Origin of the sequence: Streptococcus pneumoniae (assembly GCF_001457635.1) — a bacterium.
GTDB classification, from domain to species: domain Bacteria; phylum Bacillota; class Bacilli; order Lactobacillales; family Streptococcaceae; genus Streptococcus; species Streptococcus pneumoniae.
Map to the genome: position 1 here is coordinate 692,134 of NZ_LN831051.1, position 14,603 is coordinate 706,736.

Sequence of the window (14,603 nt, forward strand, 5' to 3'; positions counted from 1 at the left end):
CGCTTTTTCTTTGTCATACTCTTCGAAAATCTCTTCAAACCACGTCAGTTTTATCTGAAACCTCAAAGCTGTGCTTTGAGCAACCTGCGACTAGCTTCCTAGTTTGCTTTTTGATTTTCATTGAGTATCAATTTGAATGGAAAATGGAAAGTTATCATCTTGTAATAATCTAAGCAACATTCTTGCAATCTATTTTATAGTAGATTGAAACTAGAATAGTACACAACTGCTTCTAAAACATTGTTAGAAATCGATTTGACTGTCCTGATCGATTTGTCCTGCTCTTATTTCATTTCACTATACTTTATATTATAATTGATTGGTCAACTATTGATAAGTCAATGGATAGGAGGAAGAAATGATAGAGATTCAAGATTTACTGTATCAACTCCGCTTGTCTGAGCAAGCGAGTACGCAATTGTTTGAAAAAAGGCTTGGGATTAGTTTGACACGGTATCAGATTTTACTGTTTTTGCTGGAGCATTCTCCTTGTAACCAAATGGCGGTTCAGGAGCGTTTGAAAATTGATCAGGCTGCTTTGACACGGCATTTCAAGATTTTGGAAACGGAAGGTTTGGTGGAGCGTCATCGTAATCCTGAAAATCAGCGGGAAGTGTTGGTAGAGGCTGCGAAGTATGCCAAGGAGCAGTTAGTGGTGAATCCCCCTCTGCAACATATCAAGGTTAAGGAAGAGATGGAAAGTATCTTAACAGAGTTTGAGAGAACAGAACTCAGCCGTTTATTAAATAAATTGGTTTTGGGTATTGAAAATATAGAAATTTAAGGAGAAATAGATGTCAATTATTACAATTATTTTAACAACGATCGTTGCTTTGGAGCATTTTTACATTTTTTATTTGGAAAGTATTGCTACGCGATCAGATGCGACTAGTCGTGTATTTAATATGGAAAAGGAAGAATTGGCTCATCCGTCAGTAAGTTCATTGTTCAAAAATCAAGGGATTTATAAGGCTCTGCTAGGAGTCTTTCTCTGGTATGGCATTTATTTCTCACAGAATTTAGAAATTGTGACTATTTTTGTCTTATTTGTGATTGGTGCTGCGACTTACGGCTCTTTAACAGCGGATAAAAAAATTATTTTGAAGCAAGGTGGATCAGCTATTTTGGCCTTGATTAGTATTTTACTCTTTAAATACACTTGAAGGTCGATTTTAATCTCGCTAATCCTTTTTAATCCAGAATAAGGGAAATATGTTATACTTGTTTTTAAGAAAAAAGTCTCATTGAATTGGTTTTGAGGAGTTAGAAATGAAAGTATTAGTGACAGGTTTTGAGCCCTTTGGAGGGGAAAAGGGCAATCCAACTTTGGAGGCCATTAAAGGTTTACCAGCTGAAATCCATGGTGCTGAGGTCCGTTGGCTAGAGGTGCCGACAGTTTTTCACAAATCTGCTCAAGTATTGGAAGAAGAGATGAATCGTTATCAACCTGACTTTGTCCTTTGTATTGGGCAAGCTGGTGGAAGAACTAGTGTGACACCTGAACGAGTGGCCATTAATCAAGACGATGCACGCATTTCTGATAACGAAGATAATCAACCGATTGACCGTCCCATTCGCCCAGATGGTGCTTCGGCCTACTTTAGTAGTTTGCCGATTAAAGCGATGGTTCAAGCTATAAAAAAAGAGGGCTTACCGGCCTCTGTTTCCAATACGGCAGGGACTTTTGTCTGCAGCCATTTGATGTATCAGGCTCTCTATTTGGTAGAAAAGAAATTTCCATATGTTAAGGCAGGTTTTATGCATATTCCTTATATGATGGAACAGGTGGTGAACAGACCGACTACTCCAACTATGAGTTTAGTGGATATTCGGCGAGGGATAGAAGCAGCAATCGGCGCTATGATAGAACATGGAGATCAGGAACTCAAGTTGGTAGGCGGAGAAACTCATTGATAGAAAAAAGCTTGAGGGGAAAAACCTTCAAGCTTTTGGACGTTTTCGAGCCAATACTGCTCGGTAAAACATAATTTTAGTGCATTGGATATAAGGTAGGAGTGAAAAACTAGCAATGCCAAAGGTAATCCAATTGAGGAAGTACCAAGGAAGAAGCTGTAAATCTAGGACAAAGTGCTGGAACTTGTAGCCCTTCATAAAGGAACGGCTAGTTTTTAGGATTCGTCTTGGTGGGACCTGTCCTAGGTCTAGACTATAACAGAGAAGAAATTCCACCTGTGAATAGGCATAATACTGTGGAATATAGAGGATATTTCCTACAATGATCAAGATGAGACTTGCAAGAAAGTAGAGTCCAAAGACCATGAGGAAACGCTCGGTTTCAACTGATGAGAGATCTAGATTTGGAAACTCAGGATGTAGGGTGACGAATTTTTTGGCTAAAAAGCTACTATAAAAGAGGAGGTAAATCCCAAGTAAATTAGGGATACTCCATAAAAAGAGATAGAAACGTTTGAGAAGTAGGGTCAAAAAGGTTTGAGAAAAGCGCTCCTCATCAAAGAGAGCTAGGCTGTTTTTTACAGATGGCTCCGTTTTAGAATCTTTCATGAGTGTCAGTGTTGCATAGACGGAACTGGTCAAAAGAATAGTCCCGATAAAGGAGACTAGTAGAGGAAAGAGGTAGGTTTGAAGTATTTGGCCAAGTATGCTGAAAAATGGCTGTTCTAAAACAGTCCCGTGGATCCGAGATAAGGGATTAAGAAAACCAGATAAGATGACCAGCATACTGGGAAGGATATAGAGGAGAAAGAGACGGGGGGTGTCAGCCTGAAAATGTTTTGACTCCTGACGAATTGTTTTTAAATCAATTTTTGGATAGTTCATTCTCTTATTATACCATAGTTCTTATACATAGTTCGTGACAGTTCCTACTTTTTTTGATAAAATCATACAGTGTGTCCTTGGGCACACTGTATGAACTGGGACTGTCTTTCCCAGCTTCGGAGGTAAAAAATGTCAGATTCACCAATCAAATATCGTTTGATTAAGAAAGAAAAACACACAGGAGCTCGTCTAGGAGAAATCATCACTCCCCACGGTACCTTTCCGACACCTATGTTTATGCCAGTTGGGACACAAGCCACTGTCAAAACTCAGTCACCTGAAGAATTGAAGGAGATGGGTTCGGGAATTATCCTATCAAACACCTATCATCTCTGGCTTCGCCCTGGAGATGAACTCATTGCACGCGCTGGTGGTCTCCACAAGTTCATGAATTGGGACCAGCCTATCTTGACAGATAGTGGTGGTTTTCAGGTTTATTCTTTAGCAGATAGCCGTAATATCACAGAAGAAGGAGTAACCTTTAAAAATCATCTAAATGGTTCTAAGATGCTCCTATCCCCAGAAAAAGCCATCTCTATTCAGAATAATCTGGGTTCAGACATCATGATGTCCTTTGATGAATGTCCTCAGTTTTATCAACCTTATGACTACGTTAAGAAATCGATCGAGCGTACCAGCCGTTGGGCTGAGCGTGGTTTGAAGGCTCACCGTCGTCCACATGACCAAGGTTTGTTTGGAATTGTGCAAGGTGCAGGATTTGAAGACCTTCGCCGCCAATCAGCTCACGATCTTGTCAGCATGGATTTCTCAGGCTACTCTATCGGTGGTTTGGCAGTGGGAGAAACCCATGAAGAGATGAATGCGGTCTTGGACTTTACAACTCAACTGCTGCCTGAAAATAAACCTCGTTATCTGATGGGTGTGGGAGCGCCAGATAGCTTGATCGATGGGGTCATTCGTGGGGTGGATATGTTTGACTGTGTCTTACCGACTCGAATTGCTCGTAACGGGACTTGTATGACCAGTCAAGGACGTTTGGTTGTGAAAAATGCCCAGTTTGCTGAGGACTTTACGCCACTGGATCCTGAGTGTGATTGCTACACATGTAATAACTATACACGCGCTTACCTTCGTCACCTGCTCAAGGCTGATGAAACCTTTGGTATCCGCTTGACTAGCTACCACAATCTTTACTTCTTGCTTAACCTGATGAAGCAAGTGCGACAAGCCATCATGGATGACAATCTCTTGGAATTCCGTAAGTATTTTGTGGAAAAATATGGCTATAATAAGTCAGGACGTAATTTCTAAAATGGAATTGATATAAGCTAAAAATCCTAAGTTTTCTCTTAGGATTTTTCTTCTTTTTTTGATAGAATAAAGTGTACAATGAAAGGAAGAATAAACTCGTATGCGCATTAAATGGTTTTCCTTGATTAGGATTATAGGTTTACTTTTGGTACTCTTGTATCACTTCTTTCAGACGATCTTTCCTGGAGGATTTTTCGGGGTAGATGTCTTTTTCACATTTTCAGGTTTCCTGATTACAGCTCTACTCATTGAAGAATTTTCTAAGAACAATGAGATTGATTTGATAGGATTTTTTAGAAGACGCTTTTATCGGATTGTGCCACCTGTGGTTTTGATGGTCTTGGTGACCATGCCTTTTACTTTCTTGGTTCGCCAAGACTATGTTGCTGGAATTGGTGGCCAGATTGCGGGCGTCTTAGGCTTTATGACCAACTTCTATGAACTCTTAACAGGTGGGAGTTATGAATCTCAGTTCATTCCTCATTTGTTTGTTCATAATTGGAGTTTGGCAGTTGAGGTTCACTACTATATTCTTTGGGGATTGGCAGTTTGGTTCTTATCCAAACAAGCTAAATCAAATGGTCAGTTGAAGGGGATGATCTTTCTCTTATCTGCTACTGCCTTCTTGATCAGTTTCTTCTCCATGTTTATTGGTAGTTTTCTAGTGACCTCTTATTCCTCTGTTTATTTCTCCAGTTTAACTCATGTCTATCCATTCTTTTTGGGAAGTATGTTAGCAACTATTGTAGGCGTTCGTCAGACGACTTCCCTCGTCAAGCAGTTGGATAAAATCTGGGATTTACGAAAGACTTTAGTAGTTTTTGGAGGAGGCTTTGGTTTCCTAGTTCTTTTGACTTTCTTTGTCAAATTCACTTATCTTTTTGCCTATCTTATCGGCTTCTTGCTTGCCAGTCTTGCAGCTCTTGCCATGATTCTGGCGGCGCGTGTCTTACATGAAAAGACACATCATATACAGGAGCCGAAGATTATCAGCTTTTTAGCGGATACTAGCTATGCGGTTTATCTTTTCCATTGGCCTTTCTATATCATTTTCTCACAGTTGACATCAAATCTTCTTGCTGTATTACTGACTCTGATTTGTTCTTATGGCTTTGCCAGTCTGTCATTTTATGTATTGGAACCTTGGATTGCAGGCAAGAACACACCTATTTTACAAACTCTTCGTCCCCTGCCTTATATTCACGCAATTCTTGCAGCAGGTACAGGAATCTTGACCTTCATTGTCTGCATGGTGACCTTGTTGGCACCACAAGTGGGAGCGTTTGAGACAGACTTGACTGTCAATGGCTTGAAGCAAGCTGCAACAAATATTGGCCAGACCAAGGTGATGGCAGAACGGGCAGATGCAAACAGTTTGGGAATTGCTGATGGCACTATGTTAATTGGTGACTCAGTGGCTTTAAGGGCAAATACAGCACTACAGACAGCTCTTCCTGGAGCACAGATTAACGCGCAGGTCAGCGTAACAACCAAGACCGCAAATGAAATCATGCTAAATAATAGCCAGAATAAATTTTTACCTAAGACGGTGGTCATTGCGACTGGGGTAAATAATCCTGAGAATTACAAGGATGACTGGGACAGTATCGTGAAAAATCTTCCTAAGGGACACCATATGATTTTGGTGACTCCTTATGAGGGTGATAAGACAAAAGAGACCTATGCCATCGTTGAGAAGGCTGCTGCCTATATGAGAGAATTGGCAGAGAAGACACCTTACATTACGATAGCAGATTGGAATCAAGTTGCGAAAGAGCATCCAGAAATTTGGGCTGGAACAGACCAGGTTCATTTCGGGAGTGAGAGTAGCACTATCGAAGCAGGAGCAAAATTGTATGCAGATACGATTGCCACAGCTTTGCAGACAGCTCAAGACAAGCCGGTTAAATCAAAATAACTTGTATTAAAAAAGAGAAGAGTTGGAGAAATCCAGCTCTTTTAAAATATCTCCAAAAAATAGGTCTATACCATTTACAAATAAAAAAGAAAGGTTTATAATGTAATTGACATAATAAATTGTAGAATCAATCTTTTAAGGAGGTTAACATTATGCCTAACTATATTAAAGCGGATCAGTTTTTCTACCCACACGGAGTTCGTCGAGGTGGTTACTTGGAACTTGTGGACGGCAAGTTTGGAAAACATGTAGAGCAGATTCCTGAAGGGGCTGAGGTGATTGACTATACAGGTTATAGCATTGCCCCAGGTCTTGTGGATACTCATATTCATGGATATGCAGGTGTAGATGTGATGGACAACAACATTGAAGGTACATTGCATACTATGAGTGAAGGACTTCTTAGTACCGGTGTTACCAGTTTCTTACCCACAACTTTAACAGCCACTTATGAGCAATTGCTTGCAGTCACTGAAAATCTTGGAAACCATTATAAAGAAGCAACAGGTGCTAAGATTCGTGGGATTTATTATGAAGGTCCATATTTCACAGAAACTTTTAAGGGGGCACAAAATCCAACTTATATGAGAGACCCGGGTGTTGAGGAGTTTCATTCTTGGCAAAAAGCGGCAAATGGCTTGCTTAATAAAATTGCCCTTGCACCAGAACGTGATGGGGTGGAAGACTTTGTTCGTACAGTTACGGGCGAAGGTGTGACGGTTGCTCTTGGACATTCAAACGCGACTTTTGATGAAGCCAAAAAAGCAGTCGATGCTGGAGCGAGTGTTTGGGTGCATGCCTACAATGGAATGCGTGGGTTGACTCACCGTGAATTGGGTATGGTTGGAGCCATGTACCAATTGCCACATACCTATGCAGAGTTGATCTGTGATGGTCACCACGTAGATCCAAAGGCTTGCGAAATTCTTATCAAACAAAAAGGAACAGAAAACATCGCTCTTATCACAGACTGTATGACAGCTGGGGGATTGGAAGACGGAGATTATATGTTGGGAGAATTCCCAGTTGTCGTTGCAAATGGAACTGCACGCCTCAAATCGACAGGTAACTTGGCAGGTTCTATCCTCAAACTCAAAGATGGTTTGAAGAATGTGGTCGAATGGGGAATTGCGAATCCGCATGAAGCAGTCATGATGGCCAGCTTCAACCCAGCTAAATCCGTTCACATCGATGACGTCTGTGGCCAAATCCGTGAAGGCTACGACGCTGACTTCATCGTATTAGATAAAGATTTGGAATTGGTAGCAACCTACCTAGATGGCGTGAAACGTTATCAAGCATAAGAGAGAAGGCAGAAGTTAGAGACTAACTTCTGCTTTTTTATACAGGGTACTTTACTGGTAAATAAAAAGTTAAAAAAATCACAAAAAAAGCTTGAAGAAACAAAGAAAAATGCTTACAATTGAACTATAAATATTACAAATAAAAAAACGGAGGAGTGCTTTATGAAAGCCTATACTTATGTTAAACCAGGACTTGCTTCTTTTGTTGATGTAGACAAACCAGTTATTCGCAAGCCAACAGACGCTATTGTGCGTATTGTAAAAACCACTATTTGTGGAACAGACCTCCATATTATCAAAGGGGATGTTCCTACTTGCCAAAGTGGTACCATTCTTGGCCACGAAGGGATTGGGATTGTTGAAGAAGTTGGGGAAGGAGTTTCCAACTTCAAAAAAGGTGACAAGGTCTTGATTTCTTGCGTCTGTGCCTGTGGTAAATGCTACTACTGTAAAAAAGGAATTTATGCCCACTGTGAAGACGAAGGGGGCTGGATTTTCGGTCACTTGATTGATGGTATGCAGGCTGAATATCTACGTGTCCCTCATGCAGATAATACTCTTTACCATACTCCAGAAGACTTGTCAGATGAAGCTTTGGTTATGCTGTCAGACATTCTGCCTACTGGATATGAAATTGGTGTCTTAAAAGGGAAAGTAGAACCTGGTTGCAGCGTAGCCATTATTGGTTCAGGTCCAGTTGGATTGGCTGCTCTTTTAACAGCCCAATTCTATTCACCAGCTAAATTGATTATGGTAGACCTAGACGATAACCGCTTGGAAACTGCCCTATCATTCGGTGCGACTCATAAGGTTAATTCTTCAGACCCTAAAAAAGCCATTAAAGAAATTTATGATTTGACAGATGGTCGTGGTGTGGATGTCGCTATCGAAGCTGTAGGGATTCCTGAAACATTTGATTTCTGTCAAAAGATTATCGGTGTAGACGGAACGGTTGCCAACTGTGGTGTGCATGGTAAACCAGTTGAATTCGATTTAGATAAACTTTGGATTCGCAACATCAATGTAACAACTGGTTTGGTATCTACAAATACGACTCCACAATTGTTGAAAGCACTTGAAAGTCATAAGATTGAACCGGAAAAATTGGTAACTCACTATTTCAAACTCAGTGAAATTGAAAAAGCCTACGAAGTCTTCAGTAAGGCAGCAGACCACCATGCCATTAAGGTCATTATCGAAAACGATATCTCAGAAGCCTAAGTAGTAAAAATATTTTTGTACATAAGCAAATAGAAATTCAGTCATCCATCAGATGGCTGGATTTTTTATCAAAAAATTAAGAAATGAGCATATTTCTTTCCTTGTCTGGCGGAATTGGTTATAATATACGGTACAAAGGAATGAATGAATATGTATCGTGTTATAGAAATGTACGGAGATTTTGAACCGTGGTGGTTCTTAGAAGGTTGGGAAGAAGATATTGTAGCAAGTAGAAAATTTGACCAGTATTATGATGCTCTCAAATACTACAAAACTTGCTGGTTTAGATTGGAACAAGAATCCCCTCTTTATAAAAGTAGAAGCGACTTGATGACCATTTTTTGGGACCCGGAAGACCAACGCTGGTGTGATGAATGTGATGAGTATTTACAACAATACCATTCTTTGGCTCTTTTGCAGGATGAGCAGGTTATCCCAGACGAAAAACTACGCTCAGGCTATGAAAAACAAACCAGTCAGGAAAGGAATCGTTCTTGCCGTATGAAATTAAAATAGAGAAAAGTAACTTTTTTGGAGTTGCTTTTTTTATTTTTCTAACGCTTTGCGAATAGTATAGGTGAGGAGGTAAGTATGGTTCAAGAAATTGCACAAGAAATCATTCGTTCAGCTCGGAAAAAAGGGACGCAGGATATTTATTTTGTCCCTAAGTTAGACGCCTATGAGCTTCATATGAGGGTAGGAGACGAGCGCTGTAAAATTGGTAGCTATGATTTTGAAAAGTTTGCAGCCGTTATCAGTCACTTTAAGTTTGTGGCGGGTATGAATGTGGGAGAAAAAAGACGTAGTCAACTGGGTTCCTGTGATTATGCCTATGACCAGAAGATGGCGTCTCTACGTTTATCTACTGTAGGCGATTATCGGGGACATGAGAGTTTGGTTATCCGTTTGTTGCACGATGAGGAGCAGGACTTGCATTTTTGGTTTCAGGATATTGAAGAATTAGGCAAGCAGTACAGGCAACGGGGACTCTATCTTTTTGCTGGCCCGGTTGGGAGTGGTAAGACGACCTTGATGCATGAATTGTCCAAGTCACTCTTTAAAGGACAGCAAGTTATGTCCATCGAAGATCCTGTCGAAATCAAGCAGGACGACATGCTTCAGTTGCAGTTGAACGAAGCAATCGGCCTAACCTATGAAAATCTAATCAAACTTTCCTTGCGTCATCGACCAGATCTCTTGATTATCGGAGAAATTCGTGACAGCGAGACGGCGCGTGCAGTGGTCAGAGCTAGTTTGACAGGTGCGACAGTCTTTTCAACCATTCACGCCAAGAGTATCCGAGGTGTTTATGAGCGTCTGCTGGAGTTGGGTGTGAGTGAAGAAGAATTGGCAGTTGTTCTGCAAGGAGTCTGCTACCAGAGATTAATCGGGGGAGGAGGAATCGTTGACTTTGCAAACAGAGATTATCAAGAACACCAAGCAGCCAAGTGGAATGAGCAAATTGACCAGCTTCTTAAAGATGGACATATCACAAGTCTTCAGGCTGAGACGGAAAAAATTAGCTACAGCTAAGCAAAAAAATATCATCACCCTATTTAACAATCTCTTTTCTAGCGGTTTTCATCTGGTGGAGACTATCTCCTTTTTAGATAGGAGTGCTTTGTTGGACAAGCAGTGTGTGATCCAGATGCGTGTGGGCTTGTCTCAGGGGAAATCATTCTCAGAAATGATGGAAAGTTTGGGATGTTCAAGTGCTATTGTCACTCAGTTATCCCTAGCTGAAGTTCATGGCAATCTCCACCTGAGTTTGGGAAAGATAGAAGAATATCTGGACAATCTGGCCAAGGTCAAGAAAAAATTGATTGAAGTAGCGACCTATCCCTTGATTTTGCTGTTTTTTCTTCTCTTAATCATGCTGGGGCTACGGAATTACCTGCTCCCACAACTGGATAGTAGCAATATTGCCACCCGAATTATCGGTAATCTGCCCCAAATTTTTCTAGGCATGGCAGGGCTTGTTTCCGTGCTTGCCCTTTTAGCACTAACTTTTTATAAAAGAAGTTCTAAGATGAATGTCTTTTCTATCTTAGCACGCCTTCCCTTTATTGGAATCTTTGTGCAGACCTATTTGACAGCCTATTATGCACGTGAATGGGGGAATATGATTTCACAGGGAATGGAGTTGACGCAGATTTTTCAAATGATGCAGGAACAAGGTTCCCAGCTCTTTAAAGAAATCGGTCAAGATCTGGCTCAAACCCTGAAAAATGGCCGTGAATTTTCTCAGACGATAGGAACCTATCCTTTCTTTAGGAAGGAATTGAGTCTCATCATAGAGTATGGGGAAGTTAAGTCCAAGCTGGGTAGTGAGTTGGAAATCTATGCTGAAAAAACTTGGGAAGCCTTTTTTACCCGAGTCAACCGCACCATGAATTTGGTGCAGCCACTGGTTTTTATCTTTGTGGCACTGATTATCGTTTTACTTTATGCGGCAATGCTCATGCCCATGTATCAAAATATGGAGGTAAATTTTTAAAATGAAAAAAATGATGACATTCTTGAAAAAAGCTAAGGTTAAAGCTTTTACATTGGTGGAGATGTTGGTGGTCTTGCTGATTATCAGCGTGCTTTTCTTGCTCTTTGTACCTAATCTGACCAAGCAAAAAGAAGCAGTCAATGACAAAGGAAAAGCAGCTGTTGTTAAGGTGGTGGAAAGCCAGGCAGAACTTTATAGCTTGGAAAAGAATGAAGATGCTAGCCTAAGCAAGTTAAAAGACGATGGGCGAATCACGGAAGAACAGGTTAAAGCTTATAAAGAATACAATGATAAAAATGTAGGAGCAAATCGTAAAGTCAATGATTAAGGCCTTTACCATGCTGGAAAGTCTCTTGGTTTTGGGTCTTGTGAGTATCCTTGCCTTGGGCTTGTCCGGCTCTGTTCAGTCCACTTTTGCGGCAGTAGAGGAACAGATTTTCTTTATGGAATTTGAAGAACTCTATCGGGAAACCCAAAAACGCAGTGTAGCCAGTCAGCAAAAGACTAGTCTGAACTTAGATGGGCAGACGATTAGCAATGGCAGTCAAAAGTTGCCAGTCCCTAAAGGAATTCAGGTCCCATCAGGCCAAAGTATTACATTTGACCGTGCTGGGGGCAATTCGTCCCTGGCTAAGGTTGAATTTCAGACCAGTAAAGGAGCGATTCGCTATCAATTATATCTAGGAAATGGAAAAATTAAACGCATTAAGGAAACAAAAAATTAGGGCAGTGATTTTACTGGAAGCAGTAGTCGCTCTAGCTATCTTTGCCAGCATTGCGACCCTCCTTTTGGGACAAATTCAAAAAAATAGGCAAGAGGAAGCAAAAATCTTGCAAAAGGAAGAAGTCTTGAGGGTAGCTAAGATGGCCTTGCAGACGGGGCAAAATCAGGTAAGCATCAACGGAGTTGAGATTCAGGTATTTTCTAGTGAAAAAGGATTGGAGGTCTACCATGGTTCAGAACAGTTGTTGGCAATCAAAGAGCCATAAGGTCAAGGCTTTTACCTTGTTAGAATCCCTGCTTGCCCTCATTGTCATCAGTGGGGGATTACTCCTTTTTCAAGCTATGAGTCAGCTCCTCATTTCAGAAGTTCGCTACCAGCAACAAAGCGAGCAAAAGGAGTGGCTCTTGTTTGTGGACCAACTTGAGGTAGAATTAGACCGTTCGCAGTTCGAAAAAGTAGAAGGCAATCGCCTATACATGAAGCAAGATGGCAAGGACATCGCCATCGGTAAGTCAAAGTCAGACGATTTTCGTAAAACCGATGCTAGTGGACGGGGGTATCAGCCTATGGTTTATGGCCTCAAATCAGCTCAGATTACAGAGGACAATCAACTGGTTCATTTTCGTTTCCAGTTTCAAAAAGGCTTAGAAAGGGAGTTCATCTATCGTGTGGAAAAAGAAGAAAGTTAAGGCAGGTGTTCTCCTCTATGCAGTCACCATGGCAGCTATCTTTAGTCTTTTGTTGCAATTTTACTTGAACCGACAAGTCGCCCACTATCAAGACTATGCTTTGAATAAAGAAAAATTGGTTGCTTTTGCCATGGCTAAACGAACCAAGGATAAAGCCGAGCAAGAAAGTGGGGAACAGGTCTTTAATCTAGGTCAGGTAAGCTATCAAAACAAGAAAACAAGCTTGGTGACGACTGTTCGTACGTCTAAGAGCCAATATGAGTTTCTGTTTCCTTCAGTCAAAATCAAAGAAGAGAAAAGAGATAAAAAGGAAGAGGTAGCGACCGATTCAAGCGAAAAAGTGGAGAAGAAAAAATCAGAAGAGAAGCCTGAAAAGAAAGAGAATTCCTAGTCAATTCAACTATAATGCGTTGAATCAAGAATAGTCCACTATAGTTTCTAGAAAATTGCTGGAAATGGATGTTAAGCTCCAATTCATTTGTTTATATCTTATTTCAGTTTACTATACTTTGTGCTAAATTAAAGATATGAAACATGATTTTAACCACAAAGCAGAAACTTTCGATTCCCCTAAAAATATCTTCCTCGCAAACTTGGTATGTCAAGCAGCCGAGAAACAGATTGATCTTCTATCAGACAAAGAAATTTTAGATTTCGGTGGTGACACGGGTCTATTAGCCTTGCCCCTAGCCCCTAGCCAAGCAGGCTAAGTCAGTCACTCTTGTAGACATTTCTGAGAAAATGTTGGAGCAAGCTCGTTTGAAAGTGGAGCAGCAAGCAATCAAGAATATCCAGTTTTTGGAGCAAGATTTACCGAAAAATCCCTTGGAGAAAGAGTTTGATTGCCTTGCTGTTAGTCGGGTTCTTCATCATATGCCTGATTTGGATGCGGCTCTCTCACTGTTTCATCAACATTTGAAGTAAGATGGGAAACTCATCATTGCTGATTTTACCAAGACAGAAGCTAATCATCATGGATTTGATTTAGCTGAACTGGAAAACAAGCTAATTGAGCATGGTTTTTCATCTGTGCATAGTCAGATTCTCTATAGCGCTGAAGACTTGTTTCAAGGAAATCACTCAGAATTCTTTTTAATAGTAGCCCAAAAATCACTCGCCTAGTCAGGGAGTGATTTTTCTATAAGGATGGAAAAAAGAAGGGAAATTTGATAAGATAGGAATATGGATTTTGAAAAAATTGAACAAGCTTATACCTATTTACTAGAGAATGTCCAAGTCATCCAAAGTGATTTGGCGACCAACTTTTATGACGCCTTGGTGGAGCAAAACAGCATCTATCTGGATGGTGAAACTGAGCTAAACCAGGTCAAAGACAACAATCAGGCCCTTAAGCGTTTAGCACTACGCAAAGAAGAATGGCTCAAGACCTACCAGTTTCTCTTGATGAAGGCTGGGCAAACAGAACCCTTGCAGGCCAATCACCAGTTTACACCGGATGCTATTGCTTTACTTTTGGTGTTTATTGTGGAAGAGCTGTTTAAAGAGGAGGAAATTACTATCCTCGAAATGGGTTCTGGGATGGGAATTTTGGGCGCTACTTTCTTGACCTCGCTTACTAAAAAGGTGGATTATTTGGGAATGGAAGTGGATGATTTGCTGATTGATTTGGCAGCTAGCATGGCAGATGTAATTGGTTTGCAGGCTGGCTTTGTCCAAGGAGATGCCGTTCGTCCACAAATGCTCAAAGAAAGTGATGTGGTCATCAGCGACTTGCCTGTTGGCTATTATCCTGATGATGCCGTTGCGTCGCGCCATCAAGTTGCTTCTAGTCAAGAACATACTTACGCCCATCACTTGCTCATGGAACAAGGACTTAAGTACCTCAAGTCAGACGGATACGCTATTTTTCTAGCTCCGAGTGATTTGTTGACCAGTCCTCAAAGTAATTTGTTGAAAGTCTGGTTGAAAGAGGAGGCAAGTCTGGTTGCTATGATTAGTTTACCTGAAAATCTCTTTGCTAATGCTAAACAATCTAAGACTATTTTTATCCTACAGAAGAAAAGTGAAATAGCAGTAGAGCCTTTTGTTTATCCACTTGCTAGCTTGCAAGATGCAAGTGTTTTAATGAAATTTAAAGAAAATTTTCAAAAATGGACTCAAGGTACTGAAATATAAAATAGATTTTGTTATAATAGTTGAAAACGCTTAAAAAGGGGT

At 40.7% G+C, this 14,603-nt stretch carries 17 protein-coding genes and 1 pseudogene; 17 read left to right on the forward strand and 1 reads right to left on the reverse strand.

Translation table 11 applies throughout. The features are described 5' to 3' along the window. Positions 1–358: 358 nt before the first annotated feature. The 3 genes from AT689_RS03640 (at position 359) to pcp (ending at position 1,914) form a co-directional block, all read left to right on the forward strand. On the forward strand, positions 359–784 hold the full coding sequence (locus tag AT689_RS03640) for a MarR family winged helix-turn-helix transcriptional regulator (RefSeq protein ID WP_000570115.1): 426 nt from the start codon (positions 359–361) through the stop codon (positions 782–784). A gap of 10 nt (positions 785–794) precedes the next feature. Next, on the forward strand, positions 795–1,163 hold the full coding sequence (locus AT689_RS03645; protein WP_000022865.1) for a DUF1304 domain-containing protein: 369 nt from the start codon (positions 795–797) through the stop codon (positions 1,161–1,163). 106 nt (positions 1,164–1,269) lie between these two features. Then, the gene (gene pcp / locus AT689_RS03650) at positions 1,270–1,914 is read left to right on the forward strand and encodes a pyroglutamyl-peptidase I (RefSeq protein ID WP_000866916.1); all 645 of its coding nucleotides are present in this window, start codon (positions 1,270–1,272) and stop codon (positions 1,912–1,914) included. Between the two features lie 27 nt (positions 1,915–1,941). Here the strand turns inward: pcp and AT689_RS03655 are convergent, their stop codons facing one another. Continuing rightward, positions 1,942–2,799 (reverse strand): DUF975 family protein, encoded by an 858-nt coding sequence (locus AT689_RS03655; protein WP_001108852.1) that lies wholly within the window; start codon positions 2,797–2,799, stop codon positions 1,942–1,944. A 129-nt stretch (positions 2,800–2,928) separates the two neighbouring features. On the opposite strand from AT689_RS03655, the gene tgt reads away from it, so the two are divergent. From tgt to AT689_RS03730, 14 genes and pseudogenes are all read left to right on the forward strand, one after another. After that, complete coding sequence (tgt, locus tag AT689_RS03660) at positions 2,929–4,071, forward strand: tRNA guanosine(34) transglycosylase Tgt (RefSeq protein WP_001285255.1); 1,143 nt, start codon at positions 2,929–2,931, stop codon at positions 4,069–4,071. Between the two features lie 100 nt (positions 4,072–4,171). After that, positions 4,172–5,989 carry an acyltransferase family protein gene (locus tag AT689_RS03665; protein ID WP_001220841.1) on the forward strand — a complete coding sequence of 606 codons (1,818 nt, stop codon included), beginning with the start codon at positions 4,172–4,174 and terminating at the stop codon, positions 5,987–5,989. Between the two features lie 152 nt (positions 5,990–6,141). Beyond that, the gene (gene nagA, locus AT689_RS03670; RefSeq protein ID WP_001134457.1) at positions 6,142–7,293 is read left to right on the forward strand and encodes an N-acetylglucosamine-6-phosphate deacetylase; all 1,152 of its coding nucleotides are present in this window, start codon (positions 6,142–6,144) and stop codon (positions 7,291–7,293) included. 162 nt (positions 7,294–7,455) lie between these two features. Beyond that, on the forward strand, positions 7,456–8,514 hold the full coding sequence (locus AT689_RS03675) for a zinc-dependent alcohol dehydrogenase family protein (protein WP_000649471.1): 1,059 nt from the start codon (positions 7,456–7,458) through the stop codon (positions 8,512–8,514). 150 nt (positions 8,515–8,664) lie between these two features. Continuing rightward, complete coding sequence (locus AT689_RS03680; RefSeq protein ID WP_000286415.1) at positions 8,665–9,030, forward strand: DUF1033 family protein; 366 nt, start codon at positions 8,665–8,667, stop codon at positions 9,028–9,030. A gap of 75 nt (positions 9,031–9,105) precedes the next feature. Further along, a complete protein-coding gene (comGA, locus tag AT689_RS03685) occupies positions 9,106–10,047 on the forward strand; it encodes a competence type IV pilus ATPase ComGA (protein WP_000249571.1) in 942 nt (313 codons plus the stop codon). Then, positions 9,995–11,011 (forward strand): competence type IV pilus assembly protein ComGB, encoded by a 1,017-nt coding sequence (comGB, locus tag AT689_RS03690; RefSeq protein WP_001844679.1) that lies wholly within the window; start codon positions 9,995–9,997, stop codon positions 11,009–11,011. The genes comGA and comGB overlap by 53 nt, the downstream gene beginning before the upstream one ends. A gap of 1 nt (position 11,012) precedes the next feature. Next, on the forward strand, positions 11,013–11,339 hold the full coding sequence (gene comGC / locus AT689_RS03695) for a comG operon protein ComGC (protein WP_000738633.1): 327 nt from the start codon (positions 11,013–11,015) through the stop codon (positions 11,337–11,339). Further along, positions 11,332–11,736, forward strand: a complete 405-nt coding sequence (gene comGD, locus AT689_RS03700; RefSeq protein ID WP_000588020.1) for a competence type IV pilus minor pilin ComGD — start codon at positions 11,332–11,334, stop codon at positions 11,734–11,736. Before comGC ends, comGD begins: the two co-directional genes overlap by 8 nt. Next, the gene (gene comGE / locus AT689_RS03705; RefSeq protein WP_000413382.1) at positions 11,699–12,001 is read left to right on the forward strand and encodes a competence type IV pilus minor pilin ComGE; all 303 of its coding nucleotides are present in this window, start codon (positions 11,699–11,701) and stop codon (positions 11,999–12,001) included. Before comGD ends, comGE begins: the two co-directional genes overlap by 38 nt. Continuing rightward, positions 11,964–12,425, forward strand: a complete 462-nt coding sequence (comGF, locus tag AT689_RS03710) for a competence type IV pilus minor pilin ComGF (RefSeq protein ID WP_000250531.1) — start codon at positions 11,964–11,966, stop codon at positions 12,423–12,425. Before comGE ends, comGF begins: the two co-directional genes overlap by 38 nt. Then, positions 12,403–12,816 carry a competence type IV pilus minor pilin ComGG gene (comGG, locus tag AT689_RS03715; protein ID WP_000265631.1) on the forward strand — a complete coding sequence of 138 codons (414 nt, stop codon included), beginning with the start codon at positions 12,403–12,405 and terminating at the stop codon, positions 12,814–12,816. Before comGF ends, comGG begins: the two co-directional genes overlap by 23 nt. 136 nt (positions 12,817–12,952) lie before the next feature. Continuing rightward, positions 12,953–13,547: pseudogene (locus AT689_RS12440) on the forward strand (class I SAM-dependent methyltransferase). Between the two features lie 60 nt (positions 13,548–13,607). Then, positions 13,608–14,561 carry a class I SAM-dependent methyltransferase gene (locus AT689_RS03730; RefSeq protein ID WP_000345130.1) on the forward strand — a complete coding sequence of 318 codons (954 nt, stop codon included), beginning with the start codon at positions 13,608–13,610 and terminating at the stop codon, positions 14,559–14,561. Positions 14,562–14,603: the final 42 nt, after the last annotated feature.